Origin of the sequence: Ectopseudomonas khazarica (genome assembly GCF_017915135.1) — a bacterium.
In the GTDB taxonomy this organism is placed as follows: Bacteria; Pseudomonadota; Gammaproteobacteria; order Pseudomonadales; family Pseudomonadaceae; genus Aquipseudomonas; species Aquipseudomonas khazarica.
The window spans coordinates 1,624,580-1,640,696 of sequence record NZ_CP068551.1 but is presented as its reverse complement, the minus strand read 5'-3'; the positions used below and the strand labels follow the sequence as shown (position 1 = coordinate 1,640,696).

Genomic DNA, 16,117 nt, shown 5'->3' with positions numbered 1-16,117 from the left:
CGTGGCTAGAACTATTTATAGCCTGCGGCGCTGCCTTGAACAGCGCGCCAGTGCTCAATGAATCAGGCCGACCCGCGAGAAGTTGGGCAGATTGCCGGTTTTCGGCTCCGGCCAGCTCATCCAGATGGCGAAGGCCTTGCCGACGATGTGGTCGTCCGGAACCATGCCCCACAGCTCCTGAGGGATGTTGCGATCACGCCAGAAGCGACTGTCGTTGGAGTTGTCGCGATTGTCGCCCATCATGAAGTAGTGCCCTTGCGGCACGACCCACTCACCGCCCGGATCACGCCGCATGCGGGTCATTTCCTTGCGGATGGTGTGCTCGACCTGTCCCAGGCGCTCCTGATAGAGAACCGCACTGCCCAGGCTGCCCGGCTCCTCGCCCAGCAGCTTCTCGGCCACCGGCTCACCGTTGATGAGCAGACGCTTGCCCTGGGTGTACTGGATGCGATCACCCGGCAGCCCCACGACACGCTTGATGTAGTTGATGCTCGGATCGCTGGGGTAACGGAACACCATCACGTCGCCACGCTGCGGGTCATCCACCTCGATGACCTTGGTGTCGATGACCGGCAGACGAATGCCGTAGGCGAACTTGTTGACCAGGATGAAATCGCCCACTTCCAGGGTCGGCTTCATCGACCCCGAGGGAATCTGGAAGGGTTCCACCAGAAACGAGCGCAGCACCAGCACGATGGCCAGCACCGGGAAGAACGACTTGCCGTACTCGACCAGCAAGGGTTCCTTGCTCAGGCGCTCCAGCACCCTGTAGTCAGGATCGTCGACCCGCCCCTGGTACGCCGCAATCGCCGCACGGCGGCGCGGAGCCAGCAGGATCAGATCGATCAGGGCCAGGAAGCCGCAAACGGCAACCGCGATAACCAACAGGAGCGGGAAATTGATCGACATAGAGCCTTAGCTATCCAACCTGAGCACCGCAAGGAAGGCTTCCTGTGGGATTTCCACGTTGCCGACCTGCTTCATGCGTTTCTTACCGGCCTTCTGCTTCTCGAGCAGCTTCTTCTTACGGCTCACGTCGCCGCCGTAACACTTGGCCAGTACGTTCTTTCTGAGTGCCTTGACAGTGGTTCGCGCGATGATCTGGCCGCCAATGGCTGCCTGGATCGCCACATCGAACATCTGCCGAGGAATCAGTTCCTTCATCTTCTCGGCCAACGCACGTCCCTTGTACGCCGCATTGTCACGGTGCACGATCAATGCCAGGGCATCGACCTTGTCGCCATTGATCAGCACATCCAGCCTGACCAGGTTGGCCGACTGATAGCGATCGAAATGATAGTCCAGCGAGGCGTAGCCACGGCTGGTCGATTTCAGACGATCGAAGAAGTCCAGCACCACCTCGTTCATCGGCAGGTCGTAACGAACCTGAACCTGAGAACCGAGGAACTGCATGTCACGCTGCACGCCACGCTTCTCGACGCACAGGGTAATGACGTTACCCAGGTGCTCCTGCGGCACCAGGATGGTCGCCGTCACGATCGGCTCGCGGAAATCGGCGATGGACGAGACATCCGGCAGCTTGGACGGGTTGTCGACGGTGATGGTCTCACCGGTCTTGAGCTCGAGTTCGTAGATAACGCTCGGCGCGGTGGTGATCAGGTCCAGGTCGTACTCGCGCTCCAGGCGCTCCTGGATGATCTCCATGTGCAGCATGCCGAGGAAGCCGCAGCGGAAACCGAAGCCCAGCGCATCGGAGCTTTCCGGTGCGTACTGCAGCGACGAGTCATTGAGGGTCAGCTTCTGCAGCGCCTCACGGAAGTCCTCGAAATCGTCCGAGCTGACCGGGAACAGGCCCGCGTAGACTTGCGGCTGGATCTTCTTGAAACCCGACAGCATCTCGACCTCAGGGGTCGAAGACAGGGTCAGGGTATCGCCGACCGGCGCACCATGAATGTCCTTGATGCTGGCGATGATGAAGCCCACTTCACCAGCCTTCAGATCAGCGGTGGCGGTGTGTTTCGGGGTGAATACACCGACGCTGTCGACCAGGTGCACCTTGCCGGTGGACTTGACCAGGATCTTGTCGCCCTTCTTCACCCGACCGTGACGCACGCGCACCAGCGACACGACGCCCAGGTAGTTGTCGAACCAGGAGTCGATGATCAGCGCCTGCAGCGGCGCCTCGATCTCGCCCTCGGGCGCGGGAATGGTGTGCACCAGGCGCTCGAGCACCTCGTCCACGCCCATGCCGCTCTTGGCGCTGCAGGCCACGGCATCGGTGGCGTCGATACCGATGATCTTCTCGATCTCGTCCTTGACGCGCTCCGGATCGGCCTGCGGCAGGTCCATCTTGTTCAGCACCGGCATGACCTCGAGGCCCTGCTCGATGGCGGTGTAGCAGTTGGCAACCGACTGCGCTTCCACGCCCTGGCCGGCATCGACCACCAGCAGCGCACCTTCGCACGCCGCCAGCGAGCGACTGACTTCATAGGTGAAGTCGACGTGGCCGGGGGTGTCGATGAAGTTCAGCTGATAGACCTTGCCGTCCTGCGCCTTGTAGTGAAGCGTGACGCTGTGGGCCTTGATGGTGATGCCGCGCTCACGCTCCAGATCCATGGAGTCCAGGACCTGAGCCTCCATTTCACGCGCGGTGAGACCGCCGCAGAGCTGGATGAAACGGTCAGCCAGGGTGGACTTGCCGTGGTCAATGTGGGCAATGATGGAAAAATTGCGGATATGACTCAGGTCACTCACAGATCAACACTCGAAGAGGGCACGGGCAAGACGCTTGCCGAAAATAGCCGCGGATTGTACCCGATCCCTCGCAACCACGTCACGTCTGCTGCAGCGCCTGGCGTGCACGCAAAAAGGGCGCCCGAAAGCGCCCCTGTTCAGCCTCGCCAGAAGAGTTACTCCGCCAGCTTGAAGGTGATGAAGCTGGCGCGCCCCTGACGCAGCACGCGCATGGAGACCGACCGGTTCTTCGGCAACTCCTGCGCCACCTGGGTAAAGGTGCTGGTGGAGTCGATGGCCTGGTTGTTCAGGTGCGTGATCACGTCACCCGGACGCAGGCCGATCATCGCGGCCGGACCATTGAGCACTTCCTTGACCACCACACCGCCTTTCAGGTCGAGGCCTTTCTTCTGCTCGGCAGTCAGCTCGACCACCGTGACACCCAGGCGGTTGTTGCTGCGCTCGCCACCCTGAGCAGGGTCGCCAGCGGCCAGCTCCTGCCCTTCTTCCGGCAGCGTGCCGATGGTCACGTTGAGCTTCTTGCGCGAACCGTCGCGCACCACGTCCAGTTGCGCCTTCTCACCCGGCTTCAGGCCACCGACCAGATGCGGCAGGTCCGCGGACATGATGATCGGCTTGTCATTGAGATTGAGGATGACATCGCCAACCTGCAGCCCGCCCTTGTCGGCCGGGCCGTCTTCCAGCACCTGCGCGACCAGCGCACCGGCAGGCTTGTCCAGGCCGAAGGATTCAGCCAGGTCCTTGTTCACCTCCTGGATGACCACACCCAGCCAGCCGCGCGTGACCTTGCCATCCGCCTTGAGCTGGTCGGCGACCTGCATGGCAACTTCCATGGGAATGGCGAACGACAGGCCCATGAAACCGCCGGAGCGAGTGAAGATCTGCGAGTTGATGCCGACGACCTCACCCTTGAGATTGAACAGCGGGCCGCCGGAGTTGCCCGGGTTGATCGCCACGTCGGTCTGGATGAAGGGCACGTAGCTGTCGCTGGGCAGGCTGCGGCCCTTGGCGCTGACGATACCGGCTGTCACCGAGTGATCGAAACCGAACGGCGAACCGATGGCCAGCACCCACTCGCCGACTTTGAGTTCCTCGGACTTGCCCAGGCGCACGGTCGGCAGGTTCTTGCCTTCGACCTTGAGCAGCGCCACGTCACTGCGCGGGTCGGCGCCGATCAGCTTGGCCTCCAGCTCGCTGCGGTCGGACAGGCGCACGATGATCTCATCGGCGTCGGCGACCACATGGTTGTTGGTCATGATGTAGCCGTCCGGCGAGATGATGAAGCCGGAACCCAGCGATTGCGCCTCGCGCTGACGCCCGCCCGGATTGCGCGGCACCTGCGGAATGCTGCGCTCGAAGAACTCGCGGAACATCGGTGGCAGGCCTTCCAGATCGGGCAGCCCGGACTGCCCGGCAACGGCGCGCTCAGGCACCTTCTGCCGCGTACTGATATTGACCACCGCAGGCGAGGCTTCCTCGACCAACGGCGTGAAATCAGGCAGATCGGCCTGCGCCACCAGACTTTGCCCCCACAACAGGGCGGCCATCAACACCGGCACAACGGACTTGATATTTCTCATCGGCTACAACTCCAGATGCAGAATGAAATACACGCAGGAAATCACGGGCTGGCAGCCAGCAATGCGCGCAGGACAACAGGTTGCAATTGGGGATCATCGGCGACCCTGGACGCTCGCCAGCGTACCAGCAGCCAGGAAACGCACAGACCGGCAAGGCCGGAGAGGATGCACAGAGGTTCGGAGAGCCCTGCTGCGTCGGCTGCCAGGGCGGCAGCCATGAGGCCCAGCAAGGGAAGCAGGTAGACAAGCAGAGAGCTGCGTACCAGCAGCTCTTCACGGACGCCGATCACCACGGCGTCACCAACGTTCAGATGCAGCGTGGACAGCGCGCGCACATGACCACGCTCACGGCCCACGCCCAGGCGTTCCATCACGCCCTGCCCGCAGGCAGCATTGGCCGAGCAACTGGAGCAGGTACTCCGGCGTAGCGTCTCGACCCAGACGGCGCCGGGCTCGAGCGCCACTACACGCCCCTGTTCCTCGATCATTGGCTGGCCTGTTCAGGCGCTCCTGTTTCAGACGCGCCCGCGCGCATGGACAGCGCGATGCGCTCGGCAGTCCCCAGGGGAATCTCGCCAACCACCGTGACCATCACGTCACCCGCCTCGGTGCTCATGCGCCGCGACACGGCGACGGTCGGGCCCAACTGGCTGCGCGCGTCTTCGACGACACGGCCGTTCAGCGGCTCGAGAAAGACCGAGAAGCGGGCCAGGCCATCACCGTACATGAGGTAGGCAACGCTGGCATCGGAAGAGGGTTCGTGGCGCAGCTGTGCCATGTTGAGGGTGAAGCCTGGCGGCAGCCAGTCGGAACGCCAGCTGCCTTCGGCCAGGTTGTCGACGGGGCGAATGCGCACCGGACGACAGCGCGAGCTGGGCTGCAGGGCCTCGGCCTCGGGCGTCATGACATCGAGCTGAGTGAACTGGAAACGCTCAAGCAGCTGACCCCGCTCGTTGAGCAGCAAGGACTTCAGCGGCAGACCGGTCTCCCGATCCAGGTGCAGTTCGAAGCCATAGCGGTGCTGATCCTTGGGCGCCAGCACCAGGACCACGGCGCTGCGATCAGCGATGCGTGACTGACCCACGACACGAATGTCGTACCAGTTGCTCAGCTGATCGGCATCCAGGTGGCGAGCGGGCCAGGTCTGGCCTTCGCTGACCTGATCGACCAGCGCACCACTGACGCATTGCGTCTGTCCATCGACCTTCAGCACCTCCTGCGCCGGACCATCCAGCTGCAGAAGGCGCTCACGCACTTGTCCCCCATCCTCCACTTTGTGCCAGACGGCATGACTGGAGAAACTACCGTTACGTTCATAGATAAACGTACCCTGAAAACTTTGCTGACGCTCCGCCTCGGCTAGGCGTCCAAGCAAGTCCTGAACCTCAGAGGCGTGCACCGGCAATGCCAGCAGACCACTGAGCAGACAGAGGGGAATCGCGCGCATGTGACTCCTTAGCGGTTTTCCAGACTGGCGGCCCGGGCGTAAGGCAGAGCGGTTTCACCACCCCCCATCACGGCCTGCTGCGCATGTTGACGCAGGTAGTCGGGCAGACGCTGATCATGCCAGCTTACGGTGCCAACCTTGGCAGGCTCACCGGCTTCCTCGCTGCTGTTGTAGCCGGCGAGCAGTGCAGGCCCCTGGACCTGCGGCGCCGAGAGCACCGGAGAGGCGTCTTGCTGGGCCAGCTGATTACCCGTCAGCTCGTCCTGATTGTAGAAGCGCACACCAGCCAGCACGGCGACCGTCACGGACGCTGCCACGGCGACACGACCGACGCTGCGCCACATAGGGGTCTTGCGCGCCGGAGCCGCTTCGTCGGCCAGCGCTGCGGATACCGCAGCAGCGATGTCCAGCTTCGGCACCAGCACCTCGCGATGCATGGCCGCCCTGGCCAGCTGATAGCGCGACCAGGTGTCACGCAGCTCGCTGCCTTCGCTGGCTGCGAGCACACGCCGCAATTCCAGTTCGTCCGCTTCGTTATCCATCACCGCGGACAGCGATTCCTGCAGGGTTTCACGACTCATGGCGTACCTCTCTTGGCTATCGCCGCTGCCTTAGGCTTCCTGCAACAGCGGTTGCAGGGACTTATCAATTGCCTCACGTGCACGGAAGATCCGTGAACGCACCGTACCCACCGGACATTGCATGACGCTGGCAATGTCTTCGTAACTCAAGCCTTCGAACTCGCGCAGGGTCAGTGCCGTACGCAGGTCGTCCGGCAGCTGGGCGATGGTTCGATGCACGGTGGCTTCGATCTCGTCGCGCAGCAATGCCCGCTCCGGTGACTCGATGTCCTTGAGGCCGTGATCACCATCATAGAACTCCGCGTCATCGCTACTGACATCACTATCTGGCGGCCGGCGACCGCGCGACACCAGATAATTCTTCGCCGTGTTGATGGCGATGCGGTACAGCCAGGTATAGAACGCGCTGTCACCGCGAAAGTTTCCAAGCGCTCTGTAGGCCTTGACGAAGGCCTCCTGAGCGACATCCTGAGCCTCGTGGGTGTCGTGCACGAATCGCACGATCAAACCGAGGATCTTGTGCTGATACTTCAGCACCAACAGATCGAAGGCGCGCTTGTCACCGCGCTGCACTCGCTCGACCAGCTGCTGATCGTCTTCCTGGGTTAGCATGCACTCTCCTCATGACGCTTGGAGGAGGCTTGCGCCCGTAAGCGAATCAGCTTGCCAAGATAGACTCGGGCCTTACGCAAAAGTTCTCCCCTCCAAGCAAGCTTTCCCGCAGAGTTCTCTTCTCTCTGCCAGAAATGGCGCCAGCGGAACCTTTCCGCCAGCGCGAATAATCTTATCGCCGCCCATCCGACCTCCTCGACAATGCTCGGAGGCAGGCACGCGCACGCGTCCTCCCTTACATGGACGACCCTCTATGGAACCTTAACGACTAAGAAAGTTCCCGAGCACTGCGGTCGGTCATAAGGCCTGTTCATAACCTCTCGAGCCAGAGCGCTGCCGGCAGGACAGACGCAGCGGTTCGATTCACTCACCCAAACAAGCGGCCCCAGCGGATCGGCGCCCGCGAAGACCGCATTGCAACAGGGTGATCCCGAGCAGGACTTGGGCGGCTATTGTGCCGTCGCCCCTCTCTATATACTAGGACTCGCTTTCACGCGGAACTCGGACATGAGCTTACATTTCCAGCACGACGTTCTGGTCATCGGCAGCGGTGCCGCCGGCCTGACCCTAGCCCTTACCCTGCCTTCCCATCTGCGCATCGCGGTCCTGAGCAAAGGTGACCTGTCCAATGGCTCGACCTATTGGGCGCAAGGTGGCGTTGCCGCCGTACTGGACGATACCGACACGGTCGAATCGCACGTGGCCGACACGCTCGACGCCGGTGCCGGCCTGTGTCGCGAGGACGCCGTGCGCTTCACCGTCGAGCACAGCCGCGAGGCCATCCAGTGGCTGATCGACCAGGGCGTGCCCTTCACCCGTGAAGACGAAACCGCACTGGAAGACGGCGGCTTCGAGTTTCACCTGACGCGCGAGGGCGGGCACAGCCACCGCCGCATCATTCACGCCGCAGATGCGACCGGCGCCGCGATCTTCAACACCTTGCTGGAACAGGCCCGCGGGCGCTCGAACATCGAGCTGCTGGAACAGCGCGTCGCCGTCGACCTGATCACCGAGCGCAGGCTCGGCCTGGAGGGTGAGCGCTGCCTGGGCGCCTACGTGCTGGACCGGACCCGTGGCGAGGTCGACACCTTCACCGCCCGCTTCGTCATTCTCGCCACCGGCGGTGCAGCCAAGGTCTACCTCTATACCAGCAACCCCGATGGTGCCTGCGGCGACGGCATCGCCATGGCCTGGCGCGCCGGTTGCCGCGTCGGCAACCTGGAGTTCAACCAGTTCCACCCCACCTGCCTGTATCACCCGCAGGCCAAGAGCTTCCTGGTTACCGAGGCGGTGCGCGGCGAAGGCGGACTGCTCAAGCTGCCCAACGGCGAGCGTTTCATGCCGCGCTTCGACGAGCGCGCCGAACTGGCGCCCCGCGACATCGTCGCCCGTGCCATCGACCATGAAATGAAGCGCCTCGGGATCGACTGCGTCTACCTCGACATCAGTCACAAGCCCGCCGACTTCATCAAGAGCCACTTTCCCACGGTGTACGAACGCTGCCTGGGCTTCGGCATCGACATCACCCGGCAAGCCATCCCCGTGGTGCCCGCAGCGCATTACACCTGCGGCGGCGTGGTCGTCGACCGCTGCGGCCGCACCGACGTTCCCGGGCTGTATGCCATTGGCGAAACCAGCTTCACCGGCCTGCACGGCGCCAATCGCATGGCCAGCAACTCGTTGCTGGAGTGCTTCGTCTACGCCCGTTCGGCCTGCAACGACATCGTCGCCAACCTGAACCGGGTCGACATGCCCAGTGACGTCCCCTGCTGGGACGCCAGCCAGGTGACAGACTCCGACGAGGACGTGATCATCGCCCACAACTGGGACGAACTGCGGCGCTTCATGTGGGACTACGTGGGCATCGTGCGCACCAACAAGCGCCTGCAGCGCGCACAGCACCGGGTGCGCCTGCTGCTGGACGAGATCGACGAGTTCTACAGCAACTACAAGGTCAGTCGCGACCTGATCGAGCTGCGCAACCTCGCCCTGGTCGCCGAGCTGATGATCAATTCGGCCATGCGCCGCCACGAGAGCCGTGGCCTGCATTACACCCTGGACTACCCCGAGCAGCTGGCCGAAGCCCGCGATACTATTCTGACGCCGACGCCACAGGCTCAGCCCAGCGCCTGCGACTGAACTTCAGACGCAGGCGCAGGCGTCGATGCTGCTCGGTCGGCAGTGCGTCGCGGGGAATGCACAGCCCGCGACTGAAGCGCTGCCCCGGCAGGCGATAACGCAGAACCACCAGCAGCGGCAGCGCCATGCTGTCCGGGCGCAGCTGCACGGCCTGCCAGGTGCCATCCGCACTCCGCAACGACCAGCCGAATGCATCGCGGCGCACGCCGACGACGCTCTGTGGCGATGACAACAGGATGTGGCGCGGCAGCACCCTGGCCGCATGCACCAACAGCAGCGCGCAGATCGACAGCTTCGACCAGAGCGGCAGGTCGGCCAGCCAGGGCGCCGGCATGGCCAGCGCCAGGACCAGCAGATAGAGCCTCAGCAGCCAGCGTGACGGCCGCCACTGACACTCGAATACGTCACTTGGGTTGGACACGATCCAGGATCATGCGCACCATGCGCTTGAGATCGGCGTCTTCCGGCTCGCCGCGCTGCATGAACCAGCCGAACATGTCCTGATCCTCGCACTCCAGCAGCTTGCGGTAGCGCGCCTGATCCTCGGCATCCAGGCTGGGGTACACCTCCTGGACGAAAGGCACCAGCAGTACGTCCAGCTCCAGCATGCCACGACGGCTATGCCAGAACAGGCGATTCAGTTCAGTTTGCTCAACCATGCAACGGACTCCTCGAACGAGGGCCGCAGTATAACGGCGAATTGCGCCGCTGTTCACCGAGACGAGGCGCAATTGCGCTGACAAGGCCTATCACGCCCTCTATGATGACGCCCCTGACCTTTACCCAGTGATTCGACTTGCATCATGGCCGATAGCGCGTATTTCACCCTCCTCGATCACGAAGGCGTTCTCGCCGTGCGCGGCACCGATGCCGCCAAGTTCCTGCAGGGGCAACTGACCTGCAACCTCAACTACCTCGATGCCCATCTGTCCAGCCTGGGCGCCCGCTGTACGCCGAAAGGGCGCATGCTCTCCAGCTTCCGCATCGTGCCGGTCGCTGACGGCTACCTGCTGGCGATGGCACGCGAGCTGATCGAAGCCCAGCAGGCCGAGCTGCACAAATACGCGGTGTTTGCCAAATCCAAGCCTGCCGATGAAAGCGCGGCCTGGGTGCGCTTCGGCCTGGCCGGCGGGAACGCCGCACTGAGCGAGCTGGGCATCGAGCTCGGCGAGCAGGCGGATGCCGTGGCCAGCAGCGGCGAGTTGCTCGTCGTTCGCCTTGGCGACGGCCGCGCCGAACTCTGGGCGCCGCACGCCGAATCCGAGCGTCTGCTCGCCGTGCTGGGCAAGCACCTGCGCCAGGCGCCGCTCAACGACTGGCTGCTGGCGCAGGTCCGCGCCGGCGTCGGCCAGGTGTTCGGCGCGACGCGCGAGCTGTTCATTCCGCAGATGATCAACCTCCAGGCGCTCGGCGGCGTGAGCTTCAAGAAGGGCTGCTACACCGGCCAGGAGATCGTCGCGCGCATGCAGTACCTCGGCAAGCTCAAGCGCCGCCTGTACCGCCTGCGCCTGGTCGGCGCAGTGCTACCGGCCGTCGGCAGCGAGCTGTTCTCCCCGGTCCACGGCTCCAGTGTCGGAGAAGTGGTGCTGGCCGCGCAGGCTGACGAAGACATTGAGCTGCTCGCCGTACTGCAGGAAGATGCAGTCAATGACGGCCGCATTCACCTCGGCAGCAACGAGGGCCCGGCACTGGCCCTGCTCGACTTGCCCTACCAGCTGGATGCCGACAAGGAAATCCAGCGCTGACTAAACTTCCCGGCGCCACACCGGTTCGCCTAAGAGAGCCTTTTGATGAGCAAGCTTGCCGAAAAAGTCCAACAGGATCTGATCAACGCCATCGAGAACGATGAGCTGGTACTGCCAACCCTGCCCGAAGTGGCACTGAAGGTTCGCGAGGCCGCAGAAGACCCCAATGTCGGTATCCCGCAGATCAGCAAGGTGATCGGCAACGATGCCGCCCTGACCGCGCGCATCATCAAGGTGGTCAACAGCCCGTTGCTGCGCAGCAACAAGGAAATCACCGACCTGCAGATGGCCGTCGCCCGCCTGGGCATCAACTACACCTGCAACCTGGCCACCGGCCTGGCGATGGAGCAGATGTTCCAGGCCACCAGCGACGTGGTCGACCGCAAGATGCGTGAAGTGTGGAACAAGAGCACCGAAATTGCGGGCATCTGCCACGTTCTGTGCCGCCACTACACCCGCCTGATGCCGGACCAGGCGACCCTCGCCGGCCTGGTCCATCAGATCGGCGTGCTCCCGATCCTGACCTACGCCGAAGAACACAACGAACTGCTGGCCGATTCCATCAGCCTCAACCATGTGATCGAGCAGATTCACCCGATCATCGGCGACAAGATCCTGCGCACCTGGGAGTTCCCCGAGCCGATCGCCATCGTGCCCAGCCACTACCTGGACTTCACGCGCAACTCGGCCAAGGTCGATTACGTCGACATCGTCCAGGTCGCGACCCTGCAGAGCTACCTGGGCAGCGAGCACCCCTACACCCAGCTCGACTGGAGCAAGGTGCCGGCGTTCGCCAAGCTGGGCCTCGACCCGCAGGTCGACATGCAGGCCGACGAAGACCTCTCCGCCGCCATGGAAGCGGCCATGGGCATGCTGCAGTAAAAGCATCTCGCCATGGATGGCATATCGCCTCTACACTCAGGTCACTCGCCTGAGGAAGTAGAGCCATGCGTTACGCATTTCTCCTGCTCGTCCTGCTGTTCGGCAACCTCCACGCCGCTGATCGCGTCCGCCTGACCAACGGTGAGTGGCCCCCCTACCTGGGCGAGACCCTTCCCCACCACGGCGTTGCCTCGCGCATCGTCGAAGAGGCCTTCGCCTCGCAGGGCATCACGGTGCAATGGGAGTTCCACCCCTGGGCACGCTCGCTGAAGATGGCCGAGCAGGGCCTGCGCGACGGCAGCGCGGTGTGGCTGAACAACCCACAACGGCAGCAGCACTTCCATGTCAGCGCGCCGGTCGTGGAGAGCGGCTACTACCTGTTCCACCGCAAGGACGACGCATTCGACTGGTCCGACATCGATGACCTGCGCGGCCTGCGCATTGCCGGCACGCGCGGCTACGACTACGGCGACGCCTTCCAGCGTGCCGAAGCGGCCGGCGACCTCGAGGTCATGCGCCTGACCAGTGACGAACAGGGACTACGCCAGCTGCTGGCCGGGCGCGTCGACCTGTTTCCCGTGGACAAGGTGGTCGGCTTCGACCTGCTCTACCAGCACTTCAGCCCGGCCGAGCGCCGCCGCCTGAGCTTTCACGCCAAGCCACTGCGCAGCGACAGCCTGCACCTGCTGCTTTCGCGCGAGGTGCCGGGCAATGCCGAGCTGATGGCGCGCTTCAACCGGGGTCTCGAGCAGCTCCGTGCCAGCGGCAAGATCTCCCAGTACCTGCTGGAGATCCAGCAGCCGCTAAGCCTCTACTAGCAGCGGAAACTCGACCCGCACCAGCAGGCCGTGCGGCCGGGCCTGATGCAGGCTGATGCGGGCCTGGTGGGCACGGCAGATCTCCCCGACGATGGCCAACCCCAGGCCGGCACCATTGCCCTGTGCGCTGCGCCTGTAGAAGCGCTCGAAGACCTTCTCGCGCTCGGCCTCGGGAATGCCCGGACCATCGTCCTCGACCTCCAGCACGGCCGGAGCCACCGCGCGGATCACCAGGTTGCCGCCGGCGGGGGTATGCGCCAGCGCATTGTCCAGCAGGTTGTTCAGCAGTTCGTTGAGCAGGGTCGGCTCGCCATCGATCCAGACCGGCTGCTCGGCCTCCAGCGCCAGCGCCACCCCACGGGCATGCGCCAGCGGCGCCATGGCCAGCGCCAGGTCGCGGGCCAGCTGGCTGAGATCGATGCGCTGCGCACCGCCCTCGGTGATGGCGCGCGCACCACTTTCGATCCGCGCCAGGGACAGCAGCTGATTGGCCAGCAAGGTCAGGCGGTCACCCTGCAGCGCCACCTCCTCCAGCGTCCTGCGCCACTCTTGCGCTTCCTCGGCGCGCAAGCCCAGGGTGATGCGCGCCTTGAGCGCGGCCAGTGGCGTGCGCAGTTCATGCGCCGCGTCGGCGATGAATTGCGACTGACGCTCGAACAGGCCTCTCAGCCGCTCGTTGAACTGGTTCAAGGTCTCCACCAGCGGCAGCACCTCGCGGGGCAAGCCGCTGTCGTGCAGGGGCTGCAGATCATCGCTGGTGCGCTCGGCCACCTCCCGACGCAACGCCTCCAGCGGTCGCAACGCCAGGTTCACCGCCAGCCAGACCAGCAGCAGCGCACTGATCGACAGCAGGCCCATGCGCCACAGCGTCCCCACCAGCAGCTCGCGGGCCATGCGCTCGCGCGCGCCCTGGGTTTCGGCCACGCGAATCTCGGCGATACCGTTCAACTGCGGCTCGCTGACCGGCTGCAGCAGGCTGACCACGCGCACCCCCTGATTGCGGTACTCGGCGTCGTAGAAATGCGCCAGCGCCGGGTAGTCGTCGGTGCGCGGCGTGCCCTTGGGCGCGGCTGGCAGGTCTTCGTAGCCGGATACCTGATGCCCCTCGAGGTCGAGCACCTGGTAGTAGATGCGTCCGGCACTGTCATAGGCGAAGGTGTCCAGCGCCACGTAGGGAATGTTGGCCCTGAGGCGCCCGTCCTCGGCGTAGAGGCCGTCGGCCACGGCACGTGCCGACGCCAGCAGGGTGCGGTCGTAGGCCTCGTCGGCGGCGCGCCGCGCGCTCCAGTAGGCGCTGAGGCTGCTCAGCAACAGGATGACCGACAACAGCAGGGCCAGGCGCCGCAGCAGGCGCCCGCGCAGGCTGAAGCCACGGCTCATGCCTCGACCGCCTCCAGCAGGTAGCCGAGACCGCGGAAGGTGACGATGCGCACGGCGCTGCCTTCGAGCTTCTTGCGCAGGCGATGGACGTAGATCTCGATGGCATCGGGGCTGGCATCCTCGTCCAGACCAAATACCTGCGCGGCCAGCTGTTCCTTGCTCATCACCCGGCCCGGTCGGGCGATCATCGCCTCCAGCACGGCCTGCTCGCGGGCGGTCAGACTGAGCGCCTCGCCCTTCAGGCTGAAGCGCCGCGCCCCGAGGTCGTAGACCAGCTCGCCACAGCGCTGCAGCTGTTCGCCACCCAGCACACTGCGCCGCAGCAATGCCTTGACCCGCGCCTCGAGCTCGCTCAGCTCGAAGGGCTTGGCCAGATAATCGTCGGCGCCGAGGTTGAGGCCATGCACGCGGTCCTTGACCTCGCCACGCGCGGTCAGCATCAGCACCGGCAGGGTCTGCCCGCGATCACGCAAGCGCGCCAGCACGGCAAAGCCGTCGAGGCGCGGCAGGCCGATGTCGAGAATCGCCAGCGCGTACTCCTCGCTCGACAGCGCCAGGTCGGCGGCGACGCCATCGTGCAGCACGTCCACCGTCCAGCCCGCGCCTTTCAGGGCCTGGGCCACGCTTTCCGCCAGTTGCGGATGGTCTTCGACCAGCAGGATACGCACCGCCACCTCCAGCTGCAGCATCGTTAGAGGCGCGCAGTGTAGCGCCCTCGACGCCGCTGTGAATTGCCCAGTTGCCAGGTTTCGTTGCCACCGCCAGCCGCGCGGACGCCCCCGCCAGCACCGCCGGAAAAAACTTTCAGCCATGAAAGCCTGCTGAAAGCTTGCCCTCATAGCATCGCTTCAAGGTGGCTCGATCCACCTGCTCAAGCGACCTTGCAGTGGTGCCAGGTCGCAACAAGAACAAAAACGGAGACCACACATGTACGCAGCCTCACGTCAGGCCCTGCCGCCTGTCCGCCTGCTCTGCCTGGCCATCGCCGCCAGTGCGACCCCGCTCGCCAACGCCGCCTTCATCGAAGACAGCACTGCCAGCCTGACCGCCACCAACATCTACCTCAATCGTGACTTCCGCGAAGGTTCCGGCCAGAACAAGCGCGAAGAATGGGGTCAGGGCTTCCGTCTCGACCTGCAGTCCGGTTACACCGAAGGCACCGTCGGTTTTGGCCTCGATGCCATGGGCCTGCTCGGCCTCAAGCTCGACTCGGGACGCGGGCGCACCGGCACCGACCTGCTGCCGGTGCATGATGACGGGCGTTCGGCCGACGACTTCAGCCGCCTGGGCCTGACCGCCAAGATCAAGGTGTCCGCCACCGAGCTGCGCTATGGCTCGCACGTGCCGGAGCTGCCCGTGGTCAAGGCCAGCGACAGCCGCCTGCTGCCGCAGGTCTTCGAGGGCGGCCTGCTGACCTCCTCCGAACTGGAAGGCCTGACCTTCACCGGTGGTCGCCTGGACAAGGTCATCGACCGCGCCTCCACCGACGACGAAGACCTGGTGCTCAACAGCAAGAACCGCCGCTTCGCCGGTGGCATCCAGGCCGACCACCTGGATCTGGCCGGCGCCGACTACAAGTTCGCGCCCGGCTTTACCGGCCGCTACTACTACGCCGACCTGGACGACATCTACCGCCAGCACTTCCTCGGCCTGCTGACCAGCCACAAGCTCGGTGCCGGCACCCTGAACAGCGATCTGCGCCTGATCTACAGCGACGACACCGGCGCCGCCAAGGCGGGCAAGGTGGACAACCGCGCGATCAACGCCATGCTCAGCTACGGCATCGGTGCGCACAAGTTCGGCCTGGGCTTTCAGGACATGAGCGGCGACACCGGCTTCGCCTACATCGACGGCAGCGATCCGTTCCTGGTCAACTTCGTACAGATCAACGACTTCGCCAACGCCGACGAGCGTTCCTGGCAGGCGCGCTACGACTTCAACTTCGCCAGCGTCGGGGTTCCCGGCCTGACCTTCATGACCCGCTACATCCGTGGTGACGATGCACGCATCGCCGGCAGCGACGAGCGTGGCGGCGAATGGGAACGCGACATCGAGTTCAAGTACGTGGTGCAGAACGGCCCGCTCAAGGACCTCTACGTTCGCGTACGCAACGCCAGCTTCCGTTCCGACTTTGCCCGCGATGCAGATGAAAACCGCGTCATCGTCGGCTACACCCTGCCCATCTGGTAACCCAAAATAAGATTCTCCAGGAGAACCC

16 protein-coding genes are annotated in these 16,117 nt (G+C 64.2%); 5 read left to right on the top strand and 11 right to left on the bottom strand.

Annotated features, from left to right (window positions below):
* Positions 1–54: 54 nt before the first annotated feature.
* From lepB to rpoE, 7 genes are all read right to left on the bottom strand, one after another.
* Positions 55–909 (bottom strand): signal peptidase I, encoded by an 855-nt coding sequence (gene lepB, locus JLK41_RS07625; protein ID WP_210390694.1) that lies wholly within the window; start codon positions 907–909, stop codon positions 55–57.
* Between the two features lie 6 nt (positions 910–915).
* The gene (lepA, locus tag JLK41_RS07620; RefSeq protein WP_210390693.1) at positions 916–2,715 is read right to left on the bottom strand and encodes a translation elongation factor 4; all 1,800 of its coding nucleotides are present in this window, start codon (positions 2,713–2,715) and stop codon (positions 916–918) included.
* A 155-nt stretch (positions 2,716–2,870) separates the two neighbouring features.
* Positions 2,871–4,295 carry a DegQ family serine endoprotease gene (locus JLK41_RS07615; RefSeq protein WP_037048949.1) on the bottom strand — a complete coding sequence of 475 codons (1,425 nt, stop codon included), beginning with the start codon at positions 4,293–4,295 and terminating at the stop codon, positions 2,871–2,873.
* A gap of 41 nt (positions 4,296–4,336) precedes the next feature.
* Positions 4,337–4,783 (bottom strand): SoxR reducing system RseC family protein, encoded by a 447-nt coding sequence (locus tag JLK41_RS07610; protein WP_037048951.1) that lies wholly within the window; start codon positions 4,781–4,783, stop codon positions 4,337–4,339.
* The gene (locus tag JLK41_RS07605; protein WP_037048954.1) at positions 4,780–5,742 is read right to left on the bottom strand and encodes a MucB/RseB C-terminal domain-containing protein; all 963 of its coding nucleotides are present in this window, start codon (positions 5,740–5,742) and stop codon (positions 4,780–4,782) included. The genes JLK41_RS07610 and JLK41_RS07605 overlap by 4 nt, the downstream gene beginning before the upstream one ends.
* Before the next feature lie 8 nt (positions 5,743–5,750).
* Positions 5,751–6,323, bottom strand: a complete 573-nt coding sequence (locus tag JLK41_RS07600) for a sigma-E factor negative regulatory protein (RefSeq protein WP_150608740.1) — start codon at positions 6,321–6,323, stop codon at positions 5,751–5,753.
* 30 nt (positions 6,324–6,353) lie between these two features.
* Entirely contained in the window at positions 6,354–6,935 is a 582-nt protein-coding gene (rpoE, locus tag JLK41_RS07595) for an RNA polymerase sigma factor RpoE/AlgU (RefSeq protein ID WP_037048967.1), read from the bottom strand.
* 507 nt (positions 6,936–7,442) lie between these two features.
* Between rpoE and nadB the strand changes: the two genes are divergently transcribed.
* Positions 7,443–9,074, top strand: a complete 1,632-nt coding sequence (gene nadB, locus JLK41_RS07590; protein WP_210390692.1) for an L-aspartate oxidase — start codon at positions 7,443–7,445, stop codon at positions 9,072–9,074.
* Here nadB and JLK41_RS07585 read toward each other — a convergent pair.
* Positions 9,028–9,495, bottom strand: coding sequence for a protein YgfX (locus tag JLK41_RS07585; protein WP_210390691.1), 468 nt, complete (start codon positions 9,493–9,495; stop codon positions 9,028–9,030). The two genes, nadB and JLK41_RS07585, sit on opposite strands and share 47 nt — an antisense overlap.
* The gene (locus JLK41_RS07580) at positions 9,479–9,733 is read right to left on the bottom strand and encodes an FAD assembly factor SdhE (protein WP_037048972.1); all 255 of its coding nucleotides are present in this window, start codon (positions 9,731–9,733) and stop codon (positions 9,479–9,481) included. Before JLK41_RS07580 ends, JLK41_RS07585 begins: the two co-directional genes overlap by 17 nt.
* Positions 9,734–9,877: 144 nt before the next feature.
* On the opposite strand from JLK41_RS07580, the gene ygfZ reads away from it, so the two are divergent.
* The 3 genes from ygfZ to JLK41_RS07565 all read left to right on the top strand — a co-directional run bounded on the left by ygfZ (position 9,878) and on the right by JLK41_RS07565 (position 12,519).
* Entirely contained in the window at positions 9,878–10,819 is a 942-nt protein-coding gene (gene ygfZ / locus JLK41_RS07575) for a CAF17-like 4Fe-4S cluster assembly/insertion protein YgfZ (protein WP_210390690.1), read from the top strand.
* A gap of 45 nt (positions 10,820–10,864) precedes the next feature.
* Positions 10,865–11,701, top strand: a complete 837-nt coding sequence (locus JLK41_RS07570) for an HDOD domain-containing protein (protein WP_037048978.1) — start codon at positions 10,865–10,867, stop codon at positions 11,699–11,701.
* Positions 11,702–11,766: 65 nt separating this feature from the next.
* Complete coding sequence (locus JLK41_RS07565; protein ID WP_210390689.1) at positions 11,767–12,519, top strand: substrate-binding periplasmic protein; 753 nt, start codon at positions 11,767–11,769, stop codon at positions 12,517–12,519.
* On the opposite strand, the gene JLK41_RS07560 is transcribed toward JLK41_RS07565, so the two are convergent.
* A complete protein-coding gene (locus JLK41_RS07560) occupies positions 12,505–13,899 on the bottom strand; it encodes a sensor histidine kinase (protein ID WP_037048984.1) in 1,395 nt (464 codons plus the stop codon). The two genes, JLK41_RS07565 and JLK41_RS07560, sit on opposite strands and share 15 nt — an antisense overlap.
* Positions 13,896–14,567, bottom strand: coding sequence for a response regulator (locus tag JLK41_RS07555; RefSeq protein WP_047592876.1), 672 nt, complete (start codon positions 14,565–14,567; stop codon positions 13,896–13,898). Before JLK41_RS07555 ends, JLK41_RS07560 begins: the two co-directional genes overlap by 4 nt.
* A gap of 259 nt (positions 14,568–14,826) precedes the next feature.
* Here JLK41_RS07555 and JLK41_RS07550 point away from each other — a divergent pair, with 259 nt between their 5' ends.
* Complete coding sequence (locus JLK41_RS07550) at positions 14,827–16,089, top strand: OprD family porin (RefSeq protein WP_037048987.1); 1,263 nt, start codon at positions 14,827–14,829, stop codon at positions 16,087–16,089.
* The last annotated feature ends 28 nt before the right edge of the window (positions 16,090–16,117 follow it).